General features: G+C 54.8%; 20 protein-coding genes and 1 tRNA gene. 11 read left to right on the plus strand and 10 right to left on the minus strand.

Annotation, left to right across the window (positions count from 1 at the left end; translation table 11 throughout):
- Positions 1-27 precede the first annotated feature (27 nt).
- Entirely contained in the window at positions 28-957 is a 930-nt protein-coding gene (gene metA / locus OGM81_10625) for a homoserine O-succinyltransferase (protein UYJ42787.1), read from the minus strand.
- A 311-nt stretch (positions 958-1,268) separates the two neighbouring features.
- Between metA and clpB the strand changes: the two genes are divergently transcribed.
- A complete protein-coding gene (gene clpB / locus OGM81_10630; protein UYJ42788.1) occupies positions 1,269-3,881 on the plus strand; it encodes an ATP-dependent chaperone ClpB in 2,613 nt (870 codons plus the stop codon).
- 135 nt (positions 3,882-4,016) lie between these two features.
- Here the strand turns inward: clpB and OGM81_10635 are convergent, their stop codons facing one another.
- Positions 4,017-4,631 carry a helix-turn-helix domain-containing protein gene (locus tag OGM81_10635; protein UYJ42789.1) on the minus strand — a complete coding sequence of 205 codons (615 nt, stop codon included), beginning with the start codon at positions 4,629-4,631 and terminating at the stop codon, positions 4,017-4,019.
- Between the two features lie 269 nt (positions 4,632-4,900).
- Here OGM81_10635 and OGM81_10640 point away from each other — a divergent pair, with 269 nt between their 5' ends.
- Complete coding sequence (locus OGM81_10640) at positions 4,901-6,367, plus strand: helicase RepA family protein (protein ID UYJ42790.1); 1,467 nt, start codon at positions 4,901-4,903, stop codon at positions 6,365-6,367.
- A gap of 436 nt (positions 6,368-6,803) precedes the next feature.
- Here the strand turns inward: OGM81_10640 and OGM81_10645 are convergent, their stop codons facing one another.
- The gene (locus tag OGM81_10645) at positions 6,804-7,640 is read right to left on the minus strand and encodes an SDR family NAD(P)-dependent oxidoreductase (protein ID UYJ42791.1); all 837 of its coding nucleotides are present in this window, start codon (positions 7,638-7,640) and stop codon (positions 6,804-6,806) included.
- A 327-nt stretch (positions 7,641-7,967) separates the two neighbouring features.
- On the opposite strand from OGM81_10645, the gene OGM81_10650 reads away from it, so the two are divergent.
- Positions 7,968-8,051 (plus strand) — tRNA-Leu (locus tag OGM81_10650).
- A 147-nt stretch (positions 8,052-8,198) separates the two neighbouring features.
- Here the strand turns inward: OGM81_10650 and OGM81_10655 are convergent.
- The 5 genes from OGM81_10655 to OGM81_10675 all read right to left on the minus strand — a co-directional run bounded on the left by OGM81_10655 (position 8,199) and on the right by OGM81_10675 (position 11,830).
- Positions 8,199-8,924 (minus strand): site-specific integrase, encoded by a 726-nt coding sequence (locus OGM81_10655; protein ID UYJ42792.1) that lies wholly within the window; start codon positions 8,922-8,924, stop codon positions 8,199-8,201.
- A 165-nt stretch (positions 8,925-9,089) separates the two neighbouring features.
- Positions 9,090-9,389, minus strand: coding sequence for a hypothetical protein (locus OGM81_10660; protein UYJ42793.1), 300 nt, complete (start codon positions 9,387-9,389; stop codon positions 9,090-9,092).
- Between the two features lie 214 nt (positions 9,390-9,603).
- Positions 9,604-10,074, minus strand: coding sequence for a hypothetical protein (locus OGM81_10665; protein ID UYJ42794.1), 471 nt, complete (start codon positions 10,072-10,074; stop codon positions 9,604-9,606).
- A 206-nt stretch (positions 10,075-10,280) separates the two neighbouring features.
- The gene (locus tag OGM81_10670) at positions 10,281-10,475 is read right to left on the minus strand and encodes a hypothetical protein (GenBank protein UYJ42795.1); all 195 of its coding nucleotides are present in this window, start codon (positions 10,473-10,475) and stop codon (positions 10,281-10,283) included.
- A 629-nt stretch (positions 10,476-11,104) separates the two neighbouring features.
- Positions 11,105-11,830: a hypothetical protein gene (locus OGM81_10675; GenBank protein ID UYJ42796.1), complete on the minus strand. Its 726-nt coding sequence runs from the start codon at positions 11,828-11,830 to the stop codon at positions 11,105-11,107.
- Between the two features lie 1,250 nt (positions 11,831-13,080).
- Between OGM81_10675 and OGM81_10680 the strand changes: the two genes are divergently transcribed.
- Positions 13,081-14,262, plus strand: coding sequence for an IS110 family transposase (locus tag OGM81_10680; GenBank protein UYJ42797.1), 1,182 nt, complete (start codon positions 13,081-13,083; stop codon positions 14,260-14,262).
- Positions 14,263-14,373: 111 nt separating this feature from the next.
- Here the strand turns inward: OGM81_10680 and OGM81_10685 are convergent, their stop codons facing one another.
- A complete protein-coding gene (locus OGM81_10685) occupies positions 14,374-15,063 on the minus strand; it encodes a DNA adenine methylase (GenBank protein ID UYJ42798.1) in 690 nt (229 codons plus the stop codon).
- On the minus strand, positions 15,056-15,670 hold the full coding sequence (locus OGM81_10690) for a hypothetical protein (protein ID UYJ42799.1): 615 nt from the start codon (positions 15,668-15,670) through the stop codon (positions 15,056-15,058). Before OGM81_10690 ends, OGM81_10685 begins: the two co-directional genes overlap by 8 nt.
- A gap of 1,320 nt (positions 15,671-16,990) precedes the next feature.
- On the opposite strand from OGM81_10690, the gene trkA reads away from it, so the two are divergent.
- The 7 genes from trkA to OGM81_10725 all read left to right on the plus strand — a co-directional run bounded on the left by trkA (position 16,991) and on the right by OGM81_10725 (position 24,446).
- Positions 16,991-18,355 (plus strand): Trk system potassium transporter TrkA, encoded by a 1,365-nt coding sequence (gene trkA, locus OGM81_10695; protein ID UYJ42800.1) that lies wholly within the window; start codon positions 16,991-16,993, stop codon positions 18,353-18,355.
- Positions 18,356-18,365: 10 nt separating this feature from the next.
- The gene (locus OGM81_10700; GenBank protein ID UYJ42801.1) at positions 18,366-19,838 is read left to right on the plus strand and encodes a TrkH family potassium uptake protein; all 1,473 of its coding nucleotides are present in this window, start codon (positions 18,366-18,368) and stop codon (positions 19,836-19,838) included.
- Positions 19,839-19,967: 129 nt separating this feature from the next.
- A complete protein-coding gene (locus tag OGM81_10705; protein UYJ42802.1) occupies positions 19,968-20,783 on the plus strand; it encodes a polysaccharide deacetylase in 816 nt (271 codons plus the stop codon).
- Positions 20,784-20,849: 66 nt separating this feature from the next.
- Positions 20,850-21,389, plus strand: coding sequence for a hypothetical protein (locus tag OGM81_10710; protein UYJ42803.1), 540 nt, complete (start codon positions 20,850-20,852; stop codon positions 21,387-21,389).
- A 145-nt stretch (positions 21,390-21,534) separates the two neighbouring features.
- Positions 21,535-22,857, plus strand: coding sequence for an alpha-amylase family glycosyl hydrolase (locus tag OGM81_10715; protein ID UYJ42804.1), 1,323 nt, complete (start codon positions 21,535-21,537; stop codon positions 22,855-22,857).
- 375 nt (positions 22,858-23,232) lie between these two features.
- Positions 23,233-23,613, plus strand: coding sequence for a GntR family transcriptional regulator (locus OGM81_10720; GenBank protein ID UYJ42805.1), 381 nt, complete (start codon positions 23,233-23,235; stop codon positions 23,611-23,613).
- A 62-nt stretch (positions 23,614-23,675) separates the two neighbouring features.
- Positions 23,676-24,446, plus strand: coding sequence for a hypothetical protein (locus OGM81_10725; protein UYJ42806.1), 771 nt, complete (start codon positions 23,676-23,678; stop codon positions 24,444-24,446).
- The last annotated feature ends 6 nt before the right edge of the window (positions 24,447-24,452 follow it).

A 24,452-nucleotide genomic window follows, 5' to 3' on the forward strand; every position in this document is an offset into this window, starting at 1 on the left:
GGTGGTCTCCTAAAATCAGGTATTGCCTTATTTTTCCAGTGCTTCCAAATGGTTCAAATCGTACGGGGTATCCTGGTAGACGTAGTAGTTCAGCCAGTTGGTGTACAGCAGGTAGCCGTGGGCGCGCCAGCGGAACAGCGGGTCGCGGGCGGGGTCGTCGGCGGGGTAGTAGTTGCAGGGCACGTTGATGGGCTTGCCCGCCTTGACGTCCCGCTTGTACTCGGCGTCCAGGGTGTACTTGTCGTACTCGGGGTGGCCGATAACGAAGATCTGGCGGCCGGATTCGGTGGAGAGCAGCATCGGGCCTGCTGCATCGCTCTCGGCCAGCACGCGCAGGTCGGGGCAGGCGTCGATGGCGGCGCGGTCCAGCCCGGCCCAACGGCTGTGGGGGGCGTAGAACACCTCATCGAAGCCGCGCACCAGCGGGTTGGAGGGGCGGGTCACGCGATGCTCAAACACGCCGAACATTTTTTCTGGCAGATGCACCTTGGGAATGCCAAAATGGTAGTACAACCCGGCCAGCGCACCCCAGCACAGGTGGATGGTGGAGTAGACGTTCTCCTTGGTATAGTCCATGATGGTGCACAACTCGTCCCAGTAGTCCACATCCTCGTAGTCCAGGTCCTCGATGGGCGCGCCGGTGATGATCATGCCGTCGAAGCGCTCGTTTCGTATCTCGTCGAAGCTCTTGTAGAAGGCCTTCATGTGCTCCGGCGGGGTGTGGGTGGTGTCGTGGGTGGCGGTTTTCAAAAAGGTGATCTGCACCTGCAGCGGGCTGTTGGCCAGCAGCCGGGCCAGCTGGGTCTCGGTGACGATCTTGGTGGGCATCAGGTTCAAAATCAGGATGCGCAGCGGGCGGATGTGCTGGCTCTGGGCACGCTCGCGGTGCATGACAAACACGTTCTCGCGGCTAAGCTCGTCGAACGCGGGCAGCTCTTTCGGGATAATCAGCGGCATAATGGTTCTCCTTGGCATGTGGCCTTACATTATTATATATATTGTAAGGGGTTGCGAGGGAAAATGCAAGGATTTTGTTTGGATGCCTTTATGCACGGCATCTATTTTACTTGTTCACAAATCTTTTGCAATTTACCCTATTGACATTTTGCATCATCGTGCTACAATATTAGCAGTCGAACAGATAGAGTGCTAATAAAGAGCAACCAGCGGAGAGATGACCAAAAGGAAACGCAGCTGGATGGCACTAACGTCCGTTCGTGCATATAAATCAAATTCTGCGGTATCTGCAAAATAAGGAGGTACGCACTATGGATATGAATCAATTTACCCAAAAAGCAAGAGAGGCGCTGCAAGCTGCGCAGCGCATCGCTGTGGAGTATTCCAATAATACCGTCGAGCAGGAGCATCTGCTCGCAGCACTGGCCCAGCAGCAGGATGGCCTCATCCCGCAAATGCTGACCAACATGGGCACTGACCCCAACGCCTTCGCCCAAGCGGCCCTGCAAAAGGTCGAGGCTCTGCCCCGGGTGACCGGCAGCGGCCGTGACCCTAACCAAATTTATATTGGCACTGACCTTGACAGAACGCTAAACGCCGCTGAGGCCCAGGCCAAGCAGATGAAAGATGAATATATCAGCGTGGAGCATGTGTTCCTGGGCGTTTTGCAGCGCCCCGGCAAGGGTGCGGCAGAGCTGTTCAAGGCGTTCAGCATCACGACAGAAAAATTCATGCAGACGTTAAGTTCTGTGCGCGGCAACCAGCGCGTGACCAGCGATAACCCCGAGGACACCTACAATGCGCTGAAGAAATACGGCCAGGACCTGGTGGAGATGGCCAAGGCCAACAAGCTTGACCCCGTCATCGGCCGTGATACCGAAATCCGTAACGTCATCCGCATCCTGAGCCGTAAGCGCAAGAACAACCCGGTACTGATCGGTGAAGCCGGTGTCGGTAAAACCGCCATTGCCGAGGGCCTGGCCCAGCGTATCGTCAAGGGCGATGTGCCGGAGAACCTGAAGGACCGCACCGTGTTCAGCTTGGACATGGGTGCGCTGGTCGCGGGCGCCAAGTACCGCGGCGAGTTCGAGGAACGCTTAAAGAGCGTGCTGAACGAGGTCAAGAAGTCTGAGGGCAAGATCATCCTCTTTATCGATGAGCTGCACACCATCGTGGGTGCGGGCAAGACCGACGGCGCTATGGACGCTGGCAATCTGCTCAAGCCTATGCTGGCCCGCGGCGAACTGCACTGCATCGGCGCTACCACGCTGGACGAGTACCGCGAGTACATCGAGAAAGACCCTGCGTTGGAACGTCGTTTTCAGCCGGTCATGGTCAACGAGCCGACCGTCGAGGACACTATTTCCATCCTGCGTGGCCTGAAAGAACGCTACGAGGTGTTCCACGGCGTCAAGATTCAGGACGCTGCGCTGATTGCAGCAGCCACCCTGTCCGACCGCTATATCACCGACCGTTTCCTGCCTGATAAGGCTATCGACCTGGTGGATGAAGCCTGCGCCATGGTCAAGACCGAGCTGGATTCGATGCCCGCCGAACTGGACGAGATGAACCACCGCATCACCCAGCTGCAGATTGAGGAAGCCTCGCTGAAGAAGGAGACCGACGAACTCTCAAAGCAGCGTCTGGCCGCTTTGGAAAAGGAGATGGCCGAACTCCGCGACAGCTTCAACAGCAAGAAGGCCCAGTGGGAGAACGAGAAGAACGCCGTCAACAAGGTGCAAAGTTTGCGTGCTGACGTAGAAAGTACAAAGGCTGAAATTGAGAAAGCTACCCGCACCGGCGACTACGCCAAGGCCGGCGAGCTGCAATACGGCAAGCTGCCCAACCTGCAGAAACAGCTGGAAGAGGAAGAAAAAATCGCTGATGCCAAGAAGGAATCCAGCCTGCTGCGTGACCGCGTGACCGATGAGGAGATCGCCCGCATCGTGGCCCGCTGGACCGGCATCCCTGTGGCTAAGCTGGTGGAGGGCGAGCGCGAAAAGCTGCTGCGCCTGCCGGACGTGCTGCATCAGCGCGTCATCGGCCAGGACGAGGCCGTGCAAAAGGTGGCGGACGCTATCTTGCGCTCTCGTGCCGGTATTGCTAACCCTAACAGACCTATCGGCAGTTTCCTGTTCCTGGGCCCCACCGGCGTCGGCAAGACCGAGCTGGCCAAGGCGCTGGCGCAATCCTTGTTCGACGATGAGAAGAACATGGTGCGTATCGACATGACCGAGTACATGGAGAAATTCAGCGTCTCCCGTCTGATCGGTGCGCCTCCGGGATACGTCGGCTACGAGGAAGGCGGCCAGCTGACCGAGGCTGTGCGCCGCCATCCTTACAGCGTCGTGTTGTTCGATGAGGTGGAAAAAGCACATCCTGACGTGTTTAATATCCTGCTGCAAGTCCTGGACGACGGCCGCATCACCGACAGCCAGGGCCGCACGGTGGACTTTAAGAACACCGTCATCATCCTGACCTCCAACCTGGGCTCCGACCTGATTCTGGAGGATTTGGAAAAGGCCCGTGCCGAGGGCAAGAACGAGCTGTCCGACGAGGCCAAGAACGCCATCGACCAGCTGCTCAAACGGCAGTTCCGTCCCGAGTTCCTGAACCGTCTGGACGACATCGTATACTACAAGAGCCTGACCAAACAGGAAATTGGCAGTATCGTCGACTTAATGCTGACCGACCTGCGCAAGCGCCTGGCCGACAAGCAGCTGAACCTGGTCGTCACCGAGGCCGCCAAGAACTCCATCATTGACGGCGGCTACGACCCGATCTACGGTGCCCGCCCGCTGAAGCGATACATCCAGTCCCACGTGGAAACGATGATCGCGAAAGAGATCATCGCCGGTGCCCACAGCGCCGGGGATACCCTGACCGTGGACGCGGATGATAATGGGCGGCTGTATTTGAGGTAAGGGCAAGGCTCCCCTCAAGGGGAGCCTCTAAGCAGCAACATTCATAAACAGCGAAATCTCCCGCTGATTGGGCGCAAATCCAGTCGGCGGGAGATTTTGTCTACCTTATTATAATAGGGGCGCGTTCTGCACCCCTCACAGCCCCCGGCACAGGCCTACGGCTTTGCCCTCGATATGCACCTCGGCCAGCGCAGCGCCGGTGTAGGTCATCAGCGGGTAGGCGGGGTTGAGTGGCTGCAAAACCATCGTCGTGCCGTCAAAACTTACCTTCTTCAGCGTGGCTTCGTCACCAATGCGCACCACCGCGATCTCCCCGTTCTCCACCTCGGGCTGGCTGCGCACGGCTACCAGGTCGCCGTCCATGATCTGCGGGGCCATGCTGTCGCCCCGGCAGGTCAGGATGAAATCCGCGTGCCACTCCTCGGGCACGGCCACCTCGCCCTCAATGTTCTGCTCGGCCAAAATCGGCATGCCGCAGGCAATGCGCCCCACCAGCGGCAGGCGCTTCAGGCGGGGCAGCGGCTCGCACCCCGGGGGCAGGGCAGGGCCGTCCACGCCCATCAGGTAGGCAGTGGTGGTGTGCAGCGCGTTGGCAAACAGCTCCACCTTGGCCTGTGGGATGTCCGCCTTGCCGTTCTCGATCTTGCTGATCGAGCTTTTGTCCTTGTAGCCCAGCTGTTGGGCCAGGTCTTCCGCGGTCAGGCCCAGTTCCAGCCGCCGCGCCTTGATGCGGTCGTAAATAGTTGACATAGCTTCGCTCCTTTTCTATTAGTATAACACAGCGTGGAAAATAATTCAAGAGATTTTGCAAAAATAGTTGACTTTTATTCCACTTTGTGGTAGGATAGGGGTGTGGAATCAGGTTCTACTTTAGGCTGACGCAACTTTTGCGGATTTATTTTTTGTGGGGAAGTGGAACTACATTCAACGAGAACGGCAATCTATAAAAAAGGAGAGAGAACACATGCACAACCACATTTACCCGCAGCCTATCTGCTGCAAGAAAGCGGGGTGAGCGCTTGCTGCTGAAAAAAGATTTGTCGCAGTGTAAAGACCTGCGAACCGTTGAGCATCTGGCCCAGCAGTTTGGCTGGTACGCCGCCGCCTGGACGCCGCAGGAGCCGCACCTCATCTGCTCGGACGAGCAGTTTACCGAATTTGCCAAGGCCCTGGGCAAGCTGGCGGTGACCCAGGATGGCGAAAACCTGCTGTATTTTCTGGCGCTGGCCGCAGAAACAGCGCAGGAACGTAAAAACCGCACGGACCGCATTTTGGAGCGCAAGCTGTTTTACGAGACCAGCACCGTCATCACCGAGGCGGACATCGCCCGCTGCCACAACGACCAGCTGGCCACGCCGCCCGGCGTGCGCAAGGCCGACGCGATGGAAACGCTGCACTTTCTGGCCCCGCCGGAGGAGGAAAAACAGGACGATACAGCGCCAAACGGCATCGTGTCCATCTCGGCCAAAGACTTGCAGGACAAGGAGTTCAAGCCCATCAAGTGGGTGGTGGAGGGCCTGCTGCCCCAAGGTCTGGCGCTGCTGGTGGCCCCGCCCAAGTACGGCAAAAGCTGGCTGATGCTGGACCTTTGCCTTTCGGTGGCGTCCGGACAAAAGTTTTTGGACATGTCTACGAACAAAACCGACTGCCTCTACCTGGCACTGGAGGACAACCAGCGCCGCCTGCAGGACCGCATGAACCGTGTGCTGCAGGGCGAGCGTGCGCCCGACGGCTTTGCGCTGGCCACCGGCTCTCTGGATTTGCAGGACGGCCTGCTGGACCAGCTGACCAACTACCTGAACTTCAACCCCGGCTGCGGGCTGGTGGTCATCGACACGCTGCAGCGGGTGCGCCGCACCACCGGCAAGGCAATAAACGCCTACCAGGCCGACTACAAGGATGTGGGCATCCTGCAAAAGTTTGCGTCTGAACGCGAAATTTGCATTGTGCTGGTACACCACCTGCGCAAGATGAAGGACGAGACCGATCCTTTTGCCCAGATCAGCGGCACCAACGGCATCTTCGGCGCGGCGGATTCTGCCTTCGTGATGACCCGCGACCGCCGCGTGGACGACACGACCAAGCTCTCGGTGACCGGCCGCGACCTGGAGGAATTTGAGCTGGCCCTGCGCCTGGACAAGACCCAATGCCGCTGGCAAAACCTGGGCGACGCCGAGGCCCGCGCCCGCGAGCAGGCCCGCAAAGAATACGAAAACAGCGCCCTGGTGCAGACCATTCGCAAGCTGGTAGAGCGCAACCACGGCAGCTGGAGCGGCACCGCCAAGGAGATACTGGAGGCAGGCAAGCTGCTGACCAGGCGGTTTATTGCGGAGAATCCACGCGCGGTGACCTACCAGCTGAACGATTTGGAGGGTCAGCTGATGGAGGTGGATGGTATCGCTCATAGAAAAAGTTCATCAGGAACATCAGGCGCAAGACATGTATTTTATAAGGAACTCGACTCACAGTTAGCACAAGCATCTTAGAAGAGCTTTATTAATATAAAATTACTATTGACATCATTGTTATCATTGTTTCTATTGAGTTTATTCACGGATTATATGCAATGAAATCAATGATTTCAATGATAACAATGATAAATGCTACTACATAAAAAACACGCCCCGCAGGTTATCTGCAACCTTGCGAAGCGTGTCGAATTATGCTATACTGATAACGCCGCCATCGGCGGCAAGGCGCTGCACAACAACGGCAGGCGGTTGGCCACACTTCCCGAAAGGGGGTGAGACCATGCGAATCACGATGCACATCGGCAGTTTTACTGTGACGATCATCATCAAAAAACGCAAGAACCGCCACCCGGCACGGTGACGGTTCTTAGATTGAACTAATACCAGATCGGGCCAACCGCTTGTCGCAGCGCCTTTTCTACTATTATTATACGCGCTGCCGGTGCGGCTGTCAAGATTGCTGCGGCTTTTTAAACTCATGCATGCCGCGGATGGTGCCGCCGTCGCACAGGATGTCCACGCCCGCCAGGTAGCCGTTGCGCTCGTCGGCCAGCGTGGCGATGGCAAAGCCCAGCTCCTCGGGGGTGCCCATGCGGTTTTCGCAGCTAAAGACCAGCATCGGGCCGCCGTTGCCTGCTTCCAGGTTGCCCATGTCGGTGGCAATCAGGCCGGGGGAGAGCGACGCTACGCGGATGCCGTTGGGGCCAAAATCAAAGGCGCACTTGGCTGCGTACCAGGTCACAAAGTTTTTGGACAGCGAGTACGCCAGGCCGTTCTTTTTATAGGCGTCCTCCACAACGGCACAAATTTTCAGCAAAGCATCGACGAAGGCGGCCTCATCTGTCTCGGCCAGCGCGTAAGCGGCCTTGGGTAACATGGCCTCCGGCAGAGTGTAGGCGGACATCGACGCGATGTCCACGATGACGCTGCCCTTGTGCATCCGCTTGGAGAACTCCTGGTTGACATACACGGTGCCCAGCGCATTGATGTGCAGCAGGTCGGCGGGGGTGACCTTCATGGCAGGGGAGACGCCCGCCGCGTGGATGACGTTGGTGATCTCGCCCAGGGTGGCGGCATACTCGGCCAGCGCCTGGACGCTGTCGCGCTTGGAGGTGTCGCAGCTTTTGGCGTGGGCGGTGAAGCCCGCAGCGGTCAGCTCCTCCACGGCTTTGGTCAGCTTGCTCTCGGTGCGGCCGGAAACCACGATAATGTGATCTTTTGGCATCAGCTTGGCGGCTGCCAAGCCCATGCCGGAGCCACCACCGGTGACTACACAAACTTTGCTCATACTATGTCCTCCTGTACAAAAATAAGATACAAACGGATACAGTGCAGCACGGACAGCCCGCCGTACTGCTGTTTTCTGCTTGTATACATTATAGGCTTTTCTGTACAACCATGTCAAGTAAATAACGCTGTTTCGTAGGAAATGACAAAGCGTGATAAAAAAAGATTGTCTATTATGCGCATACGATTTTAGCCAACTTTGGCACTGTGCATAAAAATAGATGCTGACTTTTGACAGATGCCCCCCACGCAGGAAATAATTGCAAAATAGGACTTGACTTTATACCCCCAAATGTGCTAGAATCTTTCTTGCAGTCAAATGCGATTTGCGGAAGTGCTGGAATCGGCAGACAGGCACGTTTGAGGTGCGTGTGTCTATGACGTGTGGGTTCAAGTCCCATCTTCCGCACCACTTAAAAAAGAACGGTAAATCGTTGGATTTACCGTTCTTTTTCTTTTTTGCCCCCTCTGACTGCCGTTTTTGACTGCCATTTTGGAGGCAAAAATCACTTTATTCTCCGCTGGTCCCTCCGGTTTCAGCCAAAGTCCAGGGAAGTTTCTATGCTGTTGACTTGCCCTGCTTGCTTACGGCAGCAAACGCATCGTCAAGCATTCCAGCCATTACGACCTCGGAACCATCGACATGATGCCCGTACACACCGTAGGTATCCATGCTTTCAGAATGTCCGACCATATCTTTTACCATTTCGGGCGGCAAGCCTTTTGTCATACTTATAAAAGTATGACGTAACTCATACGGCGTTACGACCGTAATGCCGTTAAACTCGCAATAGCGTTTTAACCGCTTACAATAATGCTCGCCGTTAAGTATCTCAAACACCTTGCCGCCCTTTCTCCCTGTCCTCTGCCACTGCTTCAGCAGGGCCTCTTTTGCACCGGAACACAAGGGCACCAGCCTGCGGGCGTTTCGGTTCTTGCCTGTGGTTACCTGCCCAAGGGCATTTATTGACCTATCCACCTTTATGTAATCGCTCCTAATGTCAGACCACTCCAAACCGAATAACTCACCGGGGCGAAGCCCTGTCAGAACTTGCAGACGATATGCGTAGATGTACGGGTCGCTTGTCTCTTGCCCGTCGATGGTCGTTCTCTCCGAACTAAACAATACGTCCAAATCGGCTTTTTGCAAGATGGCTTTGCCGACCGCTTCGGCTCTGCGGTCTATGTGTATCACAGGCACGAAAGATACCCACTCATACTCAAGGCAGTATTTGAACAAAGCGCTCAAATCGCCTCGCAGATTCTTTAACGCCTTTCTAGACATATGCTCCCCCTTGGTGCATTTTCGCTGTACAAGCACTTCCGGGGCTTTTCGGTTATAGAACGCATCGTCCATAACCTTTTTGATATGTCCGTTCCTCACGGCATCCAACGGCAACGAGCCAATCACATATTTAACCCAGTTGCGGTAGCGGGAATCTACCGCGCGTCAGTTGCTCTCGCTTGTGTTGCACTGTAACTCATTGTGGAGCCAGCGCTCATATGCCTCGTTCACCGTTTCAGGGGGAGTCAGCATCTGCATAGCCCACGCCTCGGAACCCACAACTGTTTCAGGCTGCTTCTTTTCCTTTTTTACAGGCGGGGTTCCATCCCACTTTGCAGCTTTTTTCTCTGCATCCGCTGCGGAAATCGTACTATAAAAGCTGCGTCTGATTCCACCCTTACGGACATCGACCTGCCACCTCTTTGTATCTGCTTTCCATTTTGCCTTCGCTTTTCTCTTACTCATGCTTCATTCTCCATTCTGACTGAACCTAAACTTTCTTTACGCCTATCGGCAATCTTTTATTTTTCAAAAAAATCATAAAAGATACTACTACATACTCCCATGCTCTAAACGCAGTCCGAAAATTTTTGTGAATGCTGTGAATTGTTAATCTGTGAATCCTAATAAACAGTTGAGGGCGGCTCTGGATGTTCCAAGAGCTGCCCTCACTTTTTGTTCATTCCTGCAATGCCATATCCACGACTTCCACATTTCCGTGAACCACCAGACGCTTGCCGTCCAGCTGAATACCACCCATCGGCATCAATGTCAGAATCGCGCGGACTTTATCCTCGCTCATCGACTCAATCTGCCAGCGGTTCGTGATGAAGTGATAAATGCTCTCTTTCCCGTTGCGGGATACCTTCACCAGCATAAACGACTTTGTTGCCATGAGATCAGCCCCCTCGTCCAACGGCCTAAAGGTGTTGATGCCCGACTTCTCCAGAACCACACCACCCCACGCAGGGTCGGGCACGACCTGTTCATCGTCTGTCACCAACAAACCGTTCACCACGCCACCGCCATGTACAAAACTGCGGATTTGCGCGTCCGTCATACCCTGCATCTGGCAACCGTCCCACAACTGCCAGCCAATGCGGCGGGCACCCAGCACCTCAACATAGTTTACAGTCAACTTTTTACACATGATTCATTTCTCCTATCTACGATTTATCGCTGGATTTTCTCATCCACTGCACACATCTTAACGCTGATAACCACACTTGGGCAAGACGTGATAGTGCCGGAGATTGTCCCCGTTCATTGGTCGAATCGCTGCAAAATGCCGAAGTAAACCAAAAAGCAGCAACCGTCTTACCGACAGCTGCCGCCCCACACAAAACAAATGCCTGTTTACTTTTGCGGCGTATTCCTGCCATTGATACGCCATATTTTTGACAACGGCTTGCAAATCATCTGCAAAGCCATCCAATGCTCTGCATACTGATTGTTCGGTGGCAGGGCTACCCTTGCCACCTCTAAGCCTGTTGGCAGAAATATCCTGTACAGGTTTTGCTCCTGCGTGATATACAAATCGCTCAATCTCATACTGCTTCACTCCTTTATTAGATTTATACAATCTAATATTTCAAGAGTCTTATAAACAGTATCTATCCATAGGCTGTTGCACCTGTTTACCATGATCTTGCAAGAGGGCCCTACACCCCGATGGGGGAGGAGGAGGGGCAACGGCCCTACTCACTGTCAAAACCACTTAAACCTCAACTCGCCAACTATAGCCCCACTATTTCGATTTTTGAAAATCAGCAAAAAGCTGGATTTTTCAACGGTAAATCGTCAACCAGAAGCAACTCTTGCGAAAAAAGCAACTAGCTTTCGCAGAGTTTTCTGCCAGCCGATGAATGATTTCATAGACTTTTCCCACTGTGAACCCTACCATGTATCCCCACAACGGCCCTACTCATTGCACATACGCTCTGTTGCCCACGCACTCCCACGGTCAGCCACCAAACCCGGCAATAAAAAATGACCGTTCCCATCGGAACGGCCATGCTACGGGAAACTATCAACTTGTCGAGAAACTGTTGCAAGAAAAATGCCGGAAAATATCTTGAACTGAACGCCTACCACAAGCGCGGTGAACCAAATGCCTGTTTGACAGATTCGATAGCTCTACCTATGACTAACTGTATTGCTAAAACAATAGAGTGATTAAATCACTCTCCGCTATGTAACTCATTAAGAAAATCCTGAACCCACTCTTGGTCATGTACATTTTTATTTAATTCCTGACTATCTTTATGCATTTGTTCAACAAGTTTCTCTGTTGCTGCTTTGTTTGCCTCTTGTTTCTCTGCTGCTTTCCTGATAGCTGCTATACTATCTGCATCATAATAGAACCCGTTCACCGTTCCACCACCATCACTGTCCAAAATAAACTCGTCCCCACCTATGATTTCTGTTCCGCCTAATCCATCACCTTTCGCAGATGACTCAACCTGTCCCGCATTATCCTCCGCAATCTGCTTATCTACTAAACTATCCAAATACTCCAAATATCCATCTAGATACGGATTCTTACATCCGGAATCTCTGTCATTTTGTACCGATTCTCTCGTTACGCCATTGTTGTAAAGCCAATCATAAAGGATGGAGGTGTCGGGGATGTCTGTACCATCATCACAATCAGCCGTATCACTTACGCTATCCCCGCTATATTGCTTAATCTCTATGTTACTTTCACTCTTATATTTGTTTACAGAAAAATCAAAATCATGACTTTCTGCGGGTTTCTCTGTCGGCTCCGGGGTCGGGGTTGCTTCTGCGGTGGGTGCAGGAGTTGCAGATTCAGCTATATTGCTTTCTGCTTTACTACCACAAGCTACCAATCCGATCATCATCGCACTGACACCAACCATTGCAAGTATCTTTCTGTTCCGCATGATTTTTCCTCTCCTTATGTACATTTTCTACTTTCATATTGCTATCATAACGCATTCTCTCTGACTTTACAATAGCTGTTCATGCTTTTTCCTATCTCGCTGGTCTACTGTATTTTCCTCATAATTAGCTATAAGCGATGATCTCCTTAGCCATATCTGGAAGAAGTTGTTAATACGCGTAGCGAAGAAGTAGCTGACCTACGCTCTTGCCGAAAATACAAAAGGGTTGCTGGACGTATCCCGCAACCCTACATTTCATATTTTTCACGATATTATGTATAACGCACTCGCTTATACAAGACCGTGGTTTTGTAGCAGAAGATTTCACTGCAAGTTTACAGCCTGTTTGCTATCGCCATGTCCTCATCTGCTACTACACGGCCCTACACCCCGGTAAACCATCACGGGTCGTTCCCATGCTCTCACACCCCAAAAAACTATTCCAACACAACTTCTCGCCAACAAGATTTTTGAAACCCATGATCTGAACACTTCCATGCTCTCAAAAATCCTCGCCATGCTATCCCAATTTTTCACCATCGGCATCGAGCCGTTTTGCCCAATGTATAGCACGACTTTTTCACTGCCGAAAAATCAAAAAATTCACCCTTTACTTACTCATTTCAGTCCCCGCAAAACACGGAAATGCTGAAAACGCTGAATGCACTCGAAAAATTGCTAATGCTTCAGCGGATTTTCTGAACACGCTATCGCGCTTGACTTTTTCACGCATGGCGATAGCGTGTTATTATGCACCTCCTTGCAAATTTCATTAAACCATCAACCCCCAACACTTACGGGGTTTTTTGAGAATTGCGAATTTGTGAATTTGCGAATCACCTTTGCAGGCGGTTCGTAGTTCACCCACACGATCTCATGAACGCGCGGCTTGCTATCTCCAAGCCTTGAACGGGCGCTGACCTTGGCCACCTCGCCCAGATCGACTTTTAGCCAACGATCCGGTTTTAGCCTCTCGGCATAGAGACGGCTCTCATACCCGCAAATCAGCACCTTGTATTATAAAATAGTAGTTTTTAAAGTCCCTCTCCAAGGACTGTGCTACACTGTAAGGGATGCTGTAGATTGGTTATCAGCTCCTACCGCAAGACGGTTCTTGAAAGGCTCCAACCACAGCTCTTTACAGTATTGTTGATCAGTTAGATACCGCCAGACGGTTTATGTAGAACAAGGTTACAAGAGTAAAGTGTTCTGTGGAATCAGCATCAAATAAACACAGCGGAGGTATTCTCATGGTTTGCGTTGGAATTGACGTTGCAAAGGACAAGCACGATTGCTTCATCCTCAGTTCAGAGGGCGAAGTTCTAGCGGATGTATTCACCATCCAGAACAATGCAGAGGGCTTCAACACACTCTTGCAGACGATTAGTTGCTGTACCAACCCAAAGGATAAAATAAAAGTAGGACTTGAGGCTACCGGACACTACAGCTACAACATCCTCGGATTTCTGCTTGATAAAGGCCTGCCAACCTATGTCATCAATCCGCTGCACACCAACCTCTACCGGAAAAGCCTGAGCCTTCGCAAAACCAAGACTGACCGTGTCGATGCGCGAACCATTGCAGCTATGCTCTTGTCTGATGTGGACCTCAAGTCCTACACAGACACAGCATACCACAACGAGGAGTTAAAGTCACTCACAAGATACCGGTTTGACAAAGTCCGCGAGAGAGCGAAGCTGAAGCAGTCCGTTTCTCGGTTGGTCACAATTCTGTTCCCAGAGCTTGAAAAGTTGGTGCCGACATTGCACATGGCGTCAGTTTACGCACTTCTCAGCGAGTTTCCTGGCGCCAAACAGGTTGCCGAAGCGCACCTGACGCATTTGAAAGCCGTCTTACACGACGCCTCCAAAGGCCGCTACGGGCGAGACATGGCAGTAACACTTCGGGATGCCGCCAGATGTTCTGTCGGCTCTGTCATGCCGGCCAAGTCCCTAGAACTGCGGCATACGATTCGCCTGATCCGCGAACTGGATTCCGAAATTCAGGACATTGAAGCTGCCATCCAGACGATGATAGAGGAAATCGCTTCTCCCATTACTACCATTCCGGGCATCGGCGTTCGGATGGGCGCAATGATTCTGGCTGAGATTGGGGACTTCTCCCGGTTCGATTCACCGGACAAAATCCTTGCCTACGCCGGGATGTCGCCATCTACCTACCAATCTGGGCAGATGTCACTCACAGGCGCATATTCCCACATGGAAAAACGAGGTTCCCGATACCTGCGCTACGCTCTTTACAATGCCACGAAATACGTCTGCCATTGGGACCCAATCTTCTCTGCCTATCTTGCCAAGAAGCGGGCTGAGGGCAAGCACTACAATGTTGCGCTCTCCCATGCGGCCAAGAAGTTGGTTCGGTTGATTTATGCCTTAGAGAAGTCCAGGCTACCCTACAGCAGCGCTGCATAAGTCCTTTATTCTCATAGGCTCAAGCAGGCGTCCAACAGGGCGTCAGCTTTGTTATACTCTTTTTTGACCGCCTACATTTTCCTCACCTTTCCACTCATTTCGGCTTGACTTTTAATAGTTAGTCTTTCCGGCGGTCTGATTTGCTCGGTCGAGAAACTGCTCATGCAGCTCTCGGCCCCAGTCGTAGGCCCCGTAAGCTCCCGTTTTGCGGCGCTCCTCATTCGGCCCTGCCAAATACGGAACGTCCAACAGCACCATGTCCTCCGGCCCGCTCTCGGCCATAATGTCGAGAGCGTCGCGGTTGGTTACCTGTATGCCGTAGTCCTCCATGTGGAAGTGGGCGTCTTGCAGGCTTCCATATAAACGCTCACGGTAGCTCCGTAACTTCTTCTCGTCCGGCTCTGCATAGCTCTCCATTGTGGAGTTGAAGCTCATGCAGAGCGCTTGATATTTTGCCACGCCCAGTTCAAGCATGTCGTAACTGGCTTTTCCAGTTTGTTGCGCACTCAGAATGACCCTCGCTCGTGCGTAGAGTATTTTGGAGTAGGATTCAGCCTCCACCCGCTTCAAGAACTCACCGAACAGGTGCCTGTCCTTGATGCAGGTCATCAGCGCCGCCATTGCCGGATTGAGGTCGTTGTAGACCATTCGCGGCGCATAGCCGCAGTTAAGAATCAGCTTTCCTGATCCACCACAGGCATCCGTGATGGAGGCTACTCCCTGCGGGATAAACTCTGCTATGCTCTTGCATAAGCGTTGCTTACCCCCGTAGTAGGGGAATGTTCCAATGACCTTAGCCATTCGCCGTCACCCCCTTGCAGGAAATGTACACCTTGCCAGAGCTTGCCCCTGTCTCGCGGTAGTCGTAGCGAGTACCGTTGAACAGGAGCAAGCCCTGTGCCTTGAGCGCTTTTTTCAGACTCAAGCTGTTCTTGCCAGCCAGTGCTTTGAAAGCACTGTTGTCAAGCACATAGTAGTCTTGGCCGTCAACGGCCTTGACTTCGGTGCCTTCGTCAGCCAGCTTGTCGAGCAGCTGCGGAACACTCATGCACCCCGGGTTATTATCGTCTCGAATCTCAAAGTCTGATAGTTTCAGGACTTTGACTGCCTCACGGAACGAGTCTGCGATGGCGTAGACCTCGGAAGCCTTCAGGTCGAGGAGCCTGTTTTCCAGCTCCGTGCATATCTTTTCTCTATTGCAATGCGCAAGGTTTCCGTACAGAACGCACTTGGGGCCCTCCTCCGCGTCCGTCTCCATGAAGATGACGAACTGCGGTACCGGGGCCATATCGTCCTCACGGCTGTCCATGCGCATAGCCGCATACACGGCTATGCCCTTTGCCTCATTCTCATACAGCACTGCCGCTGCGATGCTCTGCCCTCGGAGCGAGATTTCTTTGATATTCATGCCAAATACCTGCCTTAATACAAGATTTATACTTCAAAAAAATCGAAGTATATGCTTCTTATACAGGCAAGCCCTTGTCATTAGATCGTAACCGTTTTTGTATAGGAGGTTACACACCTACCCACTGATCTTGCATGGCTGGTCATTTTTCCTCAAAATATGACCAAAACGGAGCGATTTGTACAAAGTTGCAAATGGTTACGTTTTGGTTACAAATTTTCCGTTTTCTCGGTTTTTCCATTGACACCGCCTACTTCTCGTGCTACGATAACTCAAAACTTCGGTAGGCACTCCTGACGGCTATACTGACCGCCACTAAATCTCAACTAGCCAGCCGAAGGCGGTCAGAAGCCACGCTGGGGAATTTTCTAAAACATACACAATATCGTATAATTTTCTTGGACTCTGAACGGTTGAAGGCAGTCTGTTAAGGGTTCAAGTCCCATCTTCCGCACCAAAAAGAGACCCGAACTTCGGTTCGGGCCTTTTCTTTTTATATATAAGTGCTACCCTTGCAAACCCTGTCGAATCATGGTACACTGGTAATGCCGCTTCGGCGGCAAGGCGCTGCACAACAACGGCAGGCGGTTGGCCACACTTCCCGAGAGGGGGTGAGACCATGCGAATCACGATGCACATCGGCAGTTTTACTGTGACGATCATCATTAAGAAACGCAAAAACCGCCACTCTGCCAAGTGACGGTTTCGGGCTTTTGCTTGATTCCTAATCCTTGAAAAGAGCCAACCGCTTGTCGCAGCGCCTTTTTCTATCTTTATTATATCCGCACCGGCTGCTACTGTCAAGTCCCGCCCAGCGGACAACAAGCATCCACTTGCAAACCCTGTCGAATCATGGTACACTGGTAATGCCGCTTCGGCGGCAAGGCGCTGCACAACAACGGCAGGCGGTTGGCCACACTTCCCGAAAGGGGGTGAGGCAATGCGTTTTACATTGACTTTCCATATCGGTCACAAGACCGTTACGCTAAGCTTGGTAGTAAAAAGCAAGAACCGCCACTCGGCCAAGTGACGGTTCTTAGGGTTTCCTAAGCACTATTACTGAATCGGGCCAACCGCTTGTCGCAGCGCCTTTTTCTATCCTTATTATACCCGTCCCCGCGCCTGCTGTCAAGCCTTGGCGCACGCTGACATCCGGCTTTCACCCCGCTTTTCCCGCCCAAATCCTGTCCCAATTCGTACAAAAACCGCCAAACATCCCACTGCCGCTTGCATTTTTCCGCCGCTTTGCTATAATGAGCTTACTACTGTGGAAGTATACACTTTTGGCCCACTTCTGCCTGAAACAAAAGGAGAAACACTATGAGAATCGTGGTTGTAGGCGCGGGCAAGGTCGGGCGCGTCCTGACGGAACAGCTCGCGGCGGAAAAGCACGATATTGTCGTTATCGACCAGGACTCTGACCTGATCGAGAGCCTCGTAAACATCTACGACGTCCGCGGTGTGGCGGGCAACGGCGGCTGCTACGACATCCAGAAGGACGCCTTTGAGGATGGCGCCGACCTGCTCATCGCCACCACCTCCAGCGACGAAACCAATATTCTGGCCTGCCTTGTGGCAAAAAAGCTCGGTACACCGCACACTATTGCGCGTATCCGTAACCCGGAGTACGAGAAGCAGCTCCACTTTATGCGCGAGGAGCTGGGCCTTTCCATGGTCGTCAACCCGGAGAAGGCCACCGCGCGGGAGATCGCCCGCGTGCTGCGTTTCCCCAGCGCCATCAAGCGCGAGCAGTTCTGCCGCCAGCGGTTTGAGCTGGTGGAGTACCGCGTCAACGAGGGCAACCCCCTGGAGGGTCTGCAGCTGAGCGACCTGTACCGCAACATCCGCGTTAAAATTTTGATCTGCGCGGTCGCTCGCGGCCAGCAGACCATCATCCCCACCGGCGCTACGGTGCTGCAAAAAGGCGACAAGATTTACTTGACCGCCAGCGCCCGCGAGCTGGAAAGCTTCTTCCGCAAGCTGAACATCTTCAAGGCCCGCGCCAACAACATCATGATCGTCGGCGCCAGCCGCATCGCGTACTACCTCGTCAAAGAATTGCAGGACATCCAGAAGCGGGTGACTGTCATCGATTCCAACGCCGCCCGCTGCCAGGCCATGAGCGAGAAGTTCCCCGGTGCGCTGGTCATCCACGGCGACGGCGCCGACAGCGAGCTGCTGAGCGAGGAACGCATCAGCGAAATGGACGCCTTTGTGCCCCTGACCGGCCTGGACGAAACGAACATCATCCTGGCTATGTACGCCAGCCAGTTTGCCAACTGCAAGGTGGTCGCCAAGATCAACCGCCCCAGCTTTGCCGACCTGGCCAACGAGAAAGGCCTGGTAGACAGCGTGGTTTCCACCGCCGCCGTCACCAGCGAAATCATTGCCCGGTATGTGCGTGCAATGCAAAATAGTTTTGACTCTGACAACATCAAGACCCTGCACCGCCTGGTGGGCGGCCGCGTCGAAGCGTTGGAGTTCAACGTCGGCCCCGGCCTGCCTTTCATCGGTGTACCGTTAAAAGATTTGAACCTGCGCGAGGGTATGCTGGTGGCCGGCATCGTGCGGCAGAACGGTGCGCCGGTCATTCCCTCTGGTGCAGACGCCCTGCAGGAGGGCGACGACGTGGTGATCGTTACCACCGACACCACCCTGCACGCCCTGCGCGACATCGTAAAGTGAGGGCGCCGGCATGAATTATAGAATGGTTGCCTTTGTGCTGGGCCGCATCTTTGCAGTCGAAGCAGGTTTGATGCTTTTCCCGCTGATCTGCGCCATGCTCTACGGCGAGTGGTATCTGCTGCCTGCATTTTTGTTGCCTGCCGCGCTGCTGGCGGTGCTGGGGTTCATCACCAGCCGCAAGACCCCCAAAAACACCACCATCTTTGCCCGCGACGGCCTGGCCATCGTGGCGCTGGTCTGGGTGCTGATGAGTGCCTTCGGCGCACTGCCCTTTGTGATTTCCGGCGAAATACCGTCCTTTATTGACGCTTTCTTCGAGACCGTCTCCGGCTTTACCACCACCGGCTCCACCATCCTGACCGACGTGGAAGCCCTGAGCCACGGCACGCTGTACTGGCGCAGCTTCTCCCACTGGGTGGGCGGCATGGGCGTGCTGGTATTTGCCATGGCGGTGCTGCCCATGACCGACGGCCGCGCCATGCACCTGATGCGCGCCGAGATCCCCGGCCCGACGGTGGGCAAGATTTCCAGCAAATTGAGCGATAGTGCGAAGATTTTGTATGCCATCTACTTCGCCATGACCTTCGTCGAGGTCGTCCTGCTCTGCGCAGGCGGCATGCCGCTGTTCGACTCGCTCATCCACACCTTCGGCACGGCGGGCACCGGCGGTTTCAGCAACAAGGGGCTCAGCGTTGGGGCGTACAATAACCCGTACTTTGAAATCGTCATCGGCGTATTCATGCTGCTGTTCGGCATCAACTTTAACCTCTATTATTTCTTGTTGCTGCGTCGTTTCCGCGATGCCTTCTGCTCCGAGGAAATGCTGACCTACCTTGGCATCGTGGGTTTCTCCACGGTCACCATCACCCTTAACATCCTGCACCTGTACGACAACGTCGGCACGGCGCTGCGCACGGCGTTCTTCCAGGTGTCGTCCATCATCACCACCACGGGTTATGCGTCGGCGGACTTCAACCTCTGGCCGACCTACTCCCGCGTCGTCCTCTGCATCCTCATGTTCTGCGGCGCTTGTGCAGGCTCGACGGCGGGCGGGCTTAAAATTTCGCGTGTCGTCATCTTTTTAAAGGCGGCCAAGCAAGACCTGAACAAGATGCTGCACACCCACGCCGTCACCACCGTCCGCTTTGAGGGCAAGCCCCTGGACGAGAAAGTGCTGCGCGGCGTACACAACTACTTCAACATTTACATGCTGCTGCTCACCCTGTCGGTTCTGCTGCTTTCGCTGGATGGATTCGACATAGTATCGACGTTTACAGCGGTGGTGACCTGCTTCAACAACGTAGGCCCGGGTCTCGAAATGGTCGGCCCCATGGGCAGCTTCGCGGACTTCTCGGCCCCGGCCAAGCTGCTGCTCAGCTTTGACATGCTGGCAGGACGGCTGGAGCTGTACCCCATGCTGGCGCTGTTTTCGCCCCGGCTGTGGCGGAAGCGGATTTCTTCTTTTAAAGAAGCCAAAGTTTGATTTTAATAGTTGCTTTCAAGACCTGCCACCTTGCGGCAGGTCTTTCTTTCTATCGAGGTGTCCGCCGCAGGCAAAGTATAATCTCGTCCCCACCTGCATATACATCACCAAACCAAGGGAGGGGATACCATGCGCCGCAACAAAAAAGGGAAAACTGTACCGCAAGATCTGTTTGTTTTTCTGGTGCTGGGGCTGCTGGCGGCGGTGCTGGCAGCGGTGGTGCATCTTTTGTATCACACCGAGTACGCCGAGACCTCCACCCCCAACGATTGCTTTGCCGCCGTCTCGGCCACCGCAACAGGGGAGACTGCCGTGCCCAAAATCGTCTGCCTTACCTTTGACGACGGCCCCAGCGCCCACACGCCGGAAATTTTGGATATACTGGAAAAAGAGCACGTACCAGCAACCTTTTTTGTCTGTGCTCAGGATGCCAACGAAGCGCACCTGGATAAAATTGCCGACATCGCCGCCGCAGGCCACCAGATCGCCCTGCACAGCGCCAGCCACCAGTATAGCAAAATCTATCGCAGTACCGATGCTTTCTGGCAGGACATCAAGCAGCTGCGCCAGGCCATCAGCCCCTACGTGGACGCCGATTCCCTGACTTGGCTGCGCTTTCCGGGCGGCAGCACCAACACGGTCAGCCACAAATACGGCGGCAGCGGCATCATGAAACGGCTGAAAGCCCAGGCTGAGGAGCGCGGCCTGCACTGGATCGACTGGAACGTCTGCGCCGAGGACGCCACCGCCAGCCACCCCAACGCCGCACAAATTTTGCGCAATATCCGGCGGGACGCCGACGGCCGCGACACCTGCGTGGTGCTGCTGCACGACACCAAAGCCACCGGCCAGACCGTGAAAGCTCTGCCTGACATCATCGCCTGGTTCCGGGAGCAGGGTTACACATTTTGTACAGTTTCTCAAATGAATGACTTGCAAAATTAGTTCAAATCGGCTATAATTGAACACAGCAAATCCAAACGCCCAAGGAATCCCAAAGGAGAAACCGCCATGCGCAAGACCGAAAGCCAAAAAATCGCCCTCTGCGGTGTGCTGGGGGCGCTGTCGGTCGTGCTGCTGCTGGTGGGCGCGGCGCTGCAAATCGGCACCTACGCCGCGCCGATGCTGGCCGCGTTCCTGCTCATCCCCGTGCTGGACGAGTACGGCCCCAAGTACGCCATGCTTTTGTACGCTACTGTGTCGGTTTTGTCCGTGCTGCTGGTGCCGGAGCTGGAGCTGGCGTTTTTTTACGTGTTTGTCATCGGCTATTATCCTGTGCTGCGCCAGCAATTGGCACGCATAAAAAGTACGCTGCTGCGTTGGGTCATTAAGTTCGCGGTGTTCAACGGGGCCACGGTGCTGGTTTACCTGCTGCTCTTTGCGCTGCTCGGCCCTGCCATCCTGGACGAGCTGCTGGCCGACGGTGTTGGCATGCTGGCCGCCCTGCTGGCCGCCGGCAACCTCTCCTTCTGGCTCTGCGACCGCGCGGTCGGCGCGCTGACCCGGTATTATAGGTTGATTTTGAAGAAGAAGCTGAAGTTTTTGCATTAAAAGCAGATTCATGCAAATTGGTTTGCAGGGGGCGGCGTCCTCGACGCCCCCCAATGGGCCGATGCAAGCATCGGCCTCTACAACTGCAAGGCAAGCATCATTCCAACGAAACAAGCAAAAAATAAACGATAATAGGAGAAGAAACATGTGGTACGATGAAACTGTAATTTACCAGATCTACCCCCTGGGCCTGTGCGGGGCGCCGCTGCAAAATGACGGCGACCCATCCCAGGCCGACCAGCATCGCCTGCTGCGGGTGCTGGATTGGGTAGACCACATCAAGGCGCTGGGCGCGACCTGCGTGCTGTTCAACCCTCTGTTCGAGAGCGACGCCCACGGTTACGACACCCGCGACTACAACAAGGTGGACTGCCGCCTGGGCACCAACGACGACCTCAAGCAGGTTTGCGCAGCCCTGCACGCGGCGGGCATCCGCGTGCTGCTGGACGGCGTGTTCAACCACGTGGGCCGCGGCTTTTGGGCGTTCAAGGACGTGCAGGAGAAAAAGTGGGACAGCCCCTACAAAGATTGGTTCCACATCAGCTTTGACGGCAACACCAACTACAACGACGGCTTCTGGTACGAGGCCTGGGAGGGCTGCAACGAACTGGTCAAGCTGAATTTACAGCATCCTGACGTGAAAAATTATCTGTTCGACGCCGTGCGCAGCTGGGTGCGGGACTACGACATCGACGGCCTGCGCCTCGACGTGGCCTACTGCCTGGACCTGGGCTTTTTGAGCGAGCTGCGCGGCCTGGCCAACAGCATCAAGCCGGATTTCGTCCTGGTGGGCGAGACCCTGCACGGCGACTACAACCGCTGGATGAACGACCACGCCTGCCACAGCGTGACCAACTACGAGTGCTACAAGGGGCTGTATTCCAGCTTCAACACCGGCAACATGCACGAGATCAGCTACAGCCTGAACCGCCAGTTTGGCAGCGAGCAGTGGTGCCTGTACACCGGTAAGCACCTGCTGAGCTTTGTGGATAACCACGATGTAACGCGCATTGCTACGATTCTGACGGATAAAAACTGCTTAAAGCCGATCTACGGCCTGCTGTTTGGTATGCCCGGCGTGCCCGCCGTCTACTACGGCAGCGAGTGGGGGATGGAGGGCGACAAACGCAACGGCGACCCCACCCTGCGCCCCGCCGTGGAACGCCCCGAATCCAACGACCTGACCGCCTGGATCACCGCGCTGGCCCACGCCCGCACCCAAAGCAAGGCCCTGTGCTGCGGCAGCTACCGCAACGTGCTGGTGCAGCCCAAGCAGCTGATTTTTGAGCGTTACGCCGACGGCGAGCGCGTGCTGGTGGCCATCAACGCCGACGGCAACCCGTTTACCGCCCACTTTGACGCCGGCTGTGGTATGGCGGTGGACATGATTACCGGCGCCCCGCACGATTTCGGCGGCGGCAGCGAGCTGGCACCGTATAGTGTAAGCTACTGGAAAATGGAACGGTAAGACGTAAAATATAAAATAAGTATATCCCGCTGGCTGCAATGGCTGGCGGGATTTTTTAATTTGTTGCACGTTATAAGGGCTCCCCTGGAGGGGAGCTGTCACCGAAGGTGACTGAGGGGTGGCTACTTTAGCCGACCGCATTTGTGTGGATGCAATTACTCTGCACATGGGCCACCCCTCACCCGCTGACGCGGGACCGCTTACGCGGCCGGGCCCCTCTGTCGCTTTGCGACATCTCCCCGCACAGCGGGGAGACACCCCTCAAGGGGAGCCATTCAAGTGAGCAACAATTTTCAAACTTCCCCCTTGACAATCTGGCGTACTACGCCTATAATACACATAAACCATCAATTTCCCGGGAAAGGAGGAGACAGCTTGGTCAACCTCAGCAATCTCCGGTTTGACGACCGCGCGCCGGTGTACCAGCAAATTGCCGAGTACCTGAAACGCCAAATCCTGCTGGGCACCGTGCAGGACGGCGACCCCATGCCCAGCCGCCGCGAGCTGGCCGCCCAGACCGGCATCAACCCCAACACCGCCCAAAAAGCCTACCGCTTGATGACCGAAGAAGGCTATGTCGTCACCGATGGCAACAGCGGCAGCTTTGTTCGGCTGACCCCCGCCCTGCGGGAACAAATCAGCGAGGAACTGACCCGCGGCCTGGTGGAGCAGTTCGTCACCCAGGCCAAGGCCAACCGGCTCAGCTACAAAAAGGTCATCGCCCTGGTCAGCGACCTTTGGGGCGACGAGGACTAACGAAAACTTTTTTGTACCGTAAGCGTATTACAACAATAATACACAACACAAGGAGGTCCGCTATGAAACACACCCTCACCCTTGCCGCGTGGAACTTCCGCCTGGCGCGGCGCAGCCTGCTGGCGCTGTGGGGCATCTTCGCCGCCCAGCAGCTGGCGCTGGTGGTCTTTCACATCTGCTGGCAAGGCGCTGCCGGCATGGGACTCGCGTCCAATTATTACGATACCATGCAAATTTTTGCCTATCTTGGGTTTTATCTGCTTACCGGTTTGGCGGCAGGGCTGGCCACCCACAACAGCCGCCGCGCCCGCAGCGGGTACACCTGGGCTACGCTGCCCGGCACCCCGGGGCAAAAGTTCGGGGCCAAGGCCATCACCATCGCCGCCGCCGAGGTCGTCTTTACCGCCTGGCAGTTTGTGTGGTACATCGTTGAATTTTACCCCGTCACCGCGCTGGAAGTCCACCTGGCCCGCAAGCTGTACGGCGCGGCCCTGCCGCCCGCCAACCTGTACGAGCAGGTCGTCGCCAACAACCTGTTTTCCCGCCTGCTGCCGCGCCGCCCCTTGCAGCTGGTGATCTTGCTGGGTATCCTGGCCCTGTCCGCCCTGCTGCTGGCCGCGCTGGATACCGTGCGTGGCTGGCGCAAGCTGCCCGTGTTCGCCGTCGGCGGGCTGTGCGCCTGGCAGTGCTTCTACCTGGTGACCGTTGAGCAGCACCCCGCGTGGATGTTCACCTCTGCAAGCCGCAACGTTGCCATGGCTCTCGCCGCCGTGCTGGCCGTCCTCACCGTGTGGTGGGCAGTGCGCAGCATCCGCCGCGGCGAAACCTGCTGAAAGGGG

Source organism: Oscillospiraceae bacterium (genome assembly GCA_025758045.1).
Taxonomy (GTDB): domain Bacteria; phylum Bacillota; class Clostridia; order Oscillospirales; family Ruminococcaceae; genus Gemmiger.

Excerpts from the sequence above, each read along its gene's own strand:
- OGM81_10670 (UYJ42795.1), bottom strand. The coding sequence starts at position 10,475 with ATGAGATTGAGCGATTTGTATATCACGCAGGAGCAAAACCTGTACAGG.
- clpB (UYJ42788.1), top strand. The coding sequence starts at position 1,269 with ATGGATATGAATCAATTTACCCAAAAAGCAAGAGAGGCGCTGCAAGCT.
- OGM81_10700 (UYJ42801.1), top strand. The coding sequence starts at position 18,366 with ATGAATTATAGAATGGTTGCCTTTGTGCTGGGCCGCATCTTTGCAGTC.
- OGM81_10690 (UYJ42799.1), bottom strand. The coding sequence starts at position 15,670 with ATGAATATCAAAGAAATCTCGCTCCGAGGGCAGAGCATCGCAGCGGCA.
- OGM81_10665 (UYJ42794.1), bottom strand. The coding sequence starts at position 10,074 with ATGTGTAAAAAGTTGACTGTAAACTATGTTGAGGTGCTGGGTGCCCGC.
- OGM81_10725 (UYJ42806.1), top strand. The coding sequence starts at position 23,676 with ATGAAACACACCCTCACCCTTGCCGCGTGGAACTTCCGCCTGGCGCGG.
- trkA (UYJ42800.1), top strand. The coding sequence starts at position 16,991 with ATGAGAATCGTGGTTGTAGGCGCGGGCAAGGTCGGGCGCGTCCTGACG.
- OGM81_10660 (UYJ42793.1), bottom strand. The coding sequence starts at position 9,389 with ATGAGTAAGAGAAAAGCGAAGGCAAAATGGAAAGCAGATACAAAGAGG.
- metA (UYJ42787.1), bottom strand. The coding sequence starts at position 957 with ATGCCGCTGATTATCCCGAAAGAGCTGCCCGCGTTCGACGAGCTTAGC.
- OGM81_10705 (UYJ42802.1), top strand. The coding sequence starts at position 19,968 with ATGCGCCGCAACAAAAAAGGGAAAACTGTACCGCAAGATCTGTTTGTT.
- OGM81_10645 (UYJ42791.1), bottom strand. The coding sequence starts at position 7,640 with ATGAGCAAAGTTTGTGTAGTCACCGGTGGTGGCTCCGGCATGGGCTTG.
- OGM81_10655 (UYJ42792.1), bottom strand. The coding sequence starts at position 8,924 with ATGTCTAGAAAGGCGTTAAAGAATCTGCGAGGCGATTTGAGCGCTTTG.
- OGM81_10715 (UYJ42804.1), top strand. The coding sequence starts at position 21,535 with ATGTGGTACGATGAAACTGTAATTTACCAGATCTACCCCCTGGGCCTG.
- OGM81_10680 (UYJ42797.1), top strand. The coding sequence starts at position 13,081 with ATGGTTTGCGTTGGAATTGACGTTGCAAAGGACAAGCACGATTGCTTC.
- OGM81_10675 (UYJ42796.1), bottom strand. The coding sequence starts at position 11,830 with ATGCGGAACAGAAAGATACTTGCAATGGTTGGTGTCAGTGCGATGATG.
- OGM81_10635 (UYJ42789.1), bottom strand. The coding sequence starts at position 4,631 with ATGTCAACTATTTACGACCGCATCAAGGCGCGGCGGCTGGAACTGGGC.
- OGM81_10710 (UYJ42803.1), top strand. The coding sequence starts at position 20,850 with ATGCGCAAGACCGAAAGCCAAAAAATCGCCCTCTGCGGTGTGCTGGGG.
- OGM81_10685 (UYJ42798.1), bottom strand. The coding sequence starts at position 15,063 with ATGGCTAAGGTCATTGGAACATTCCCCTACTACGGGGGTAAGCAACGC.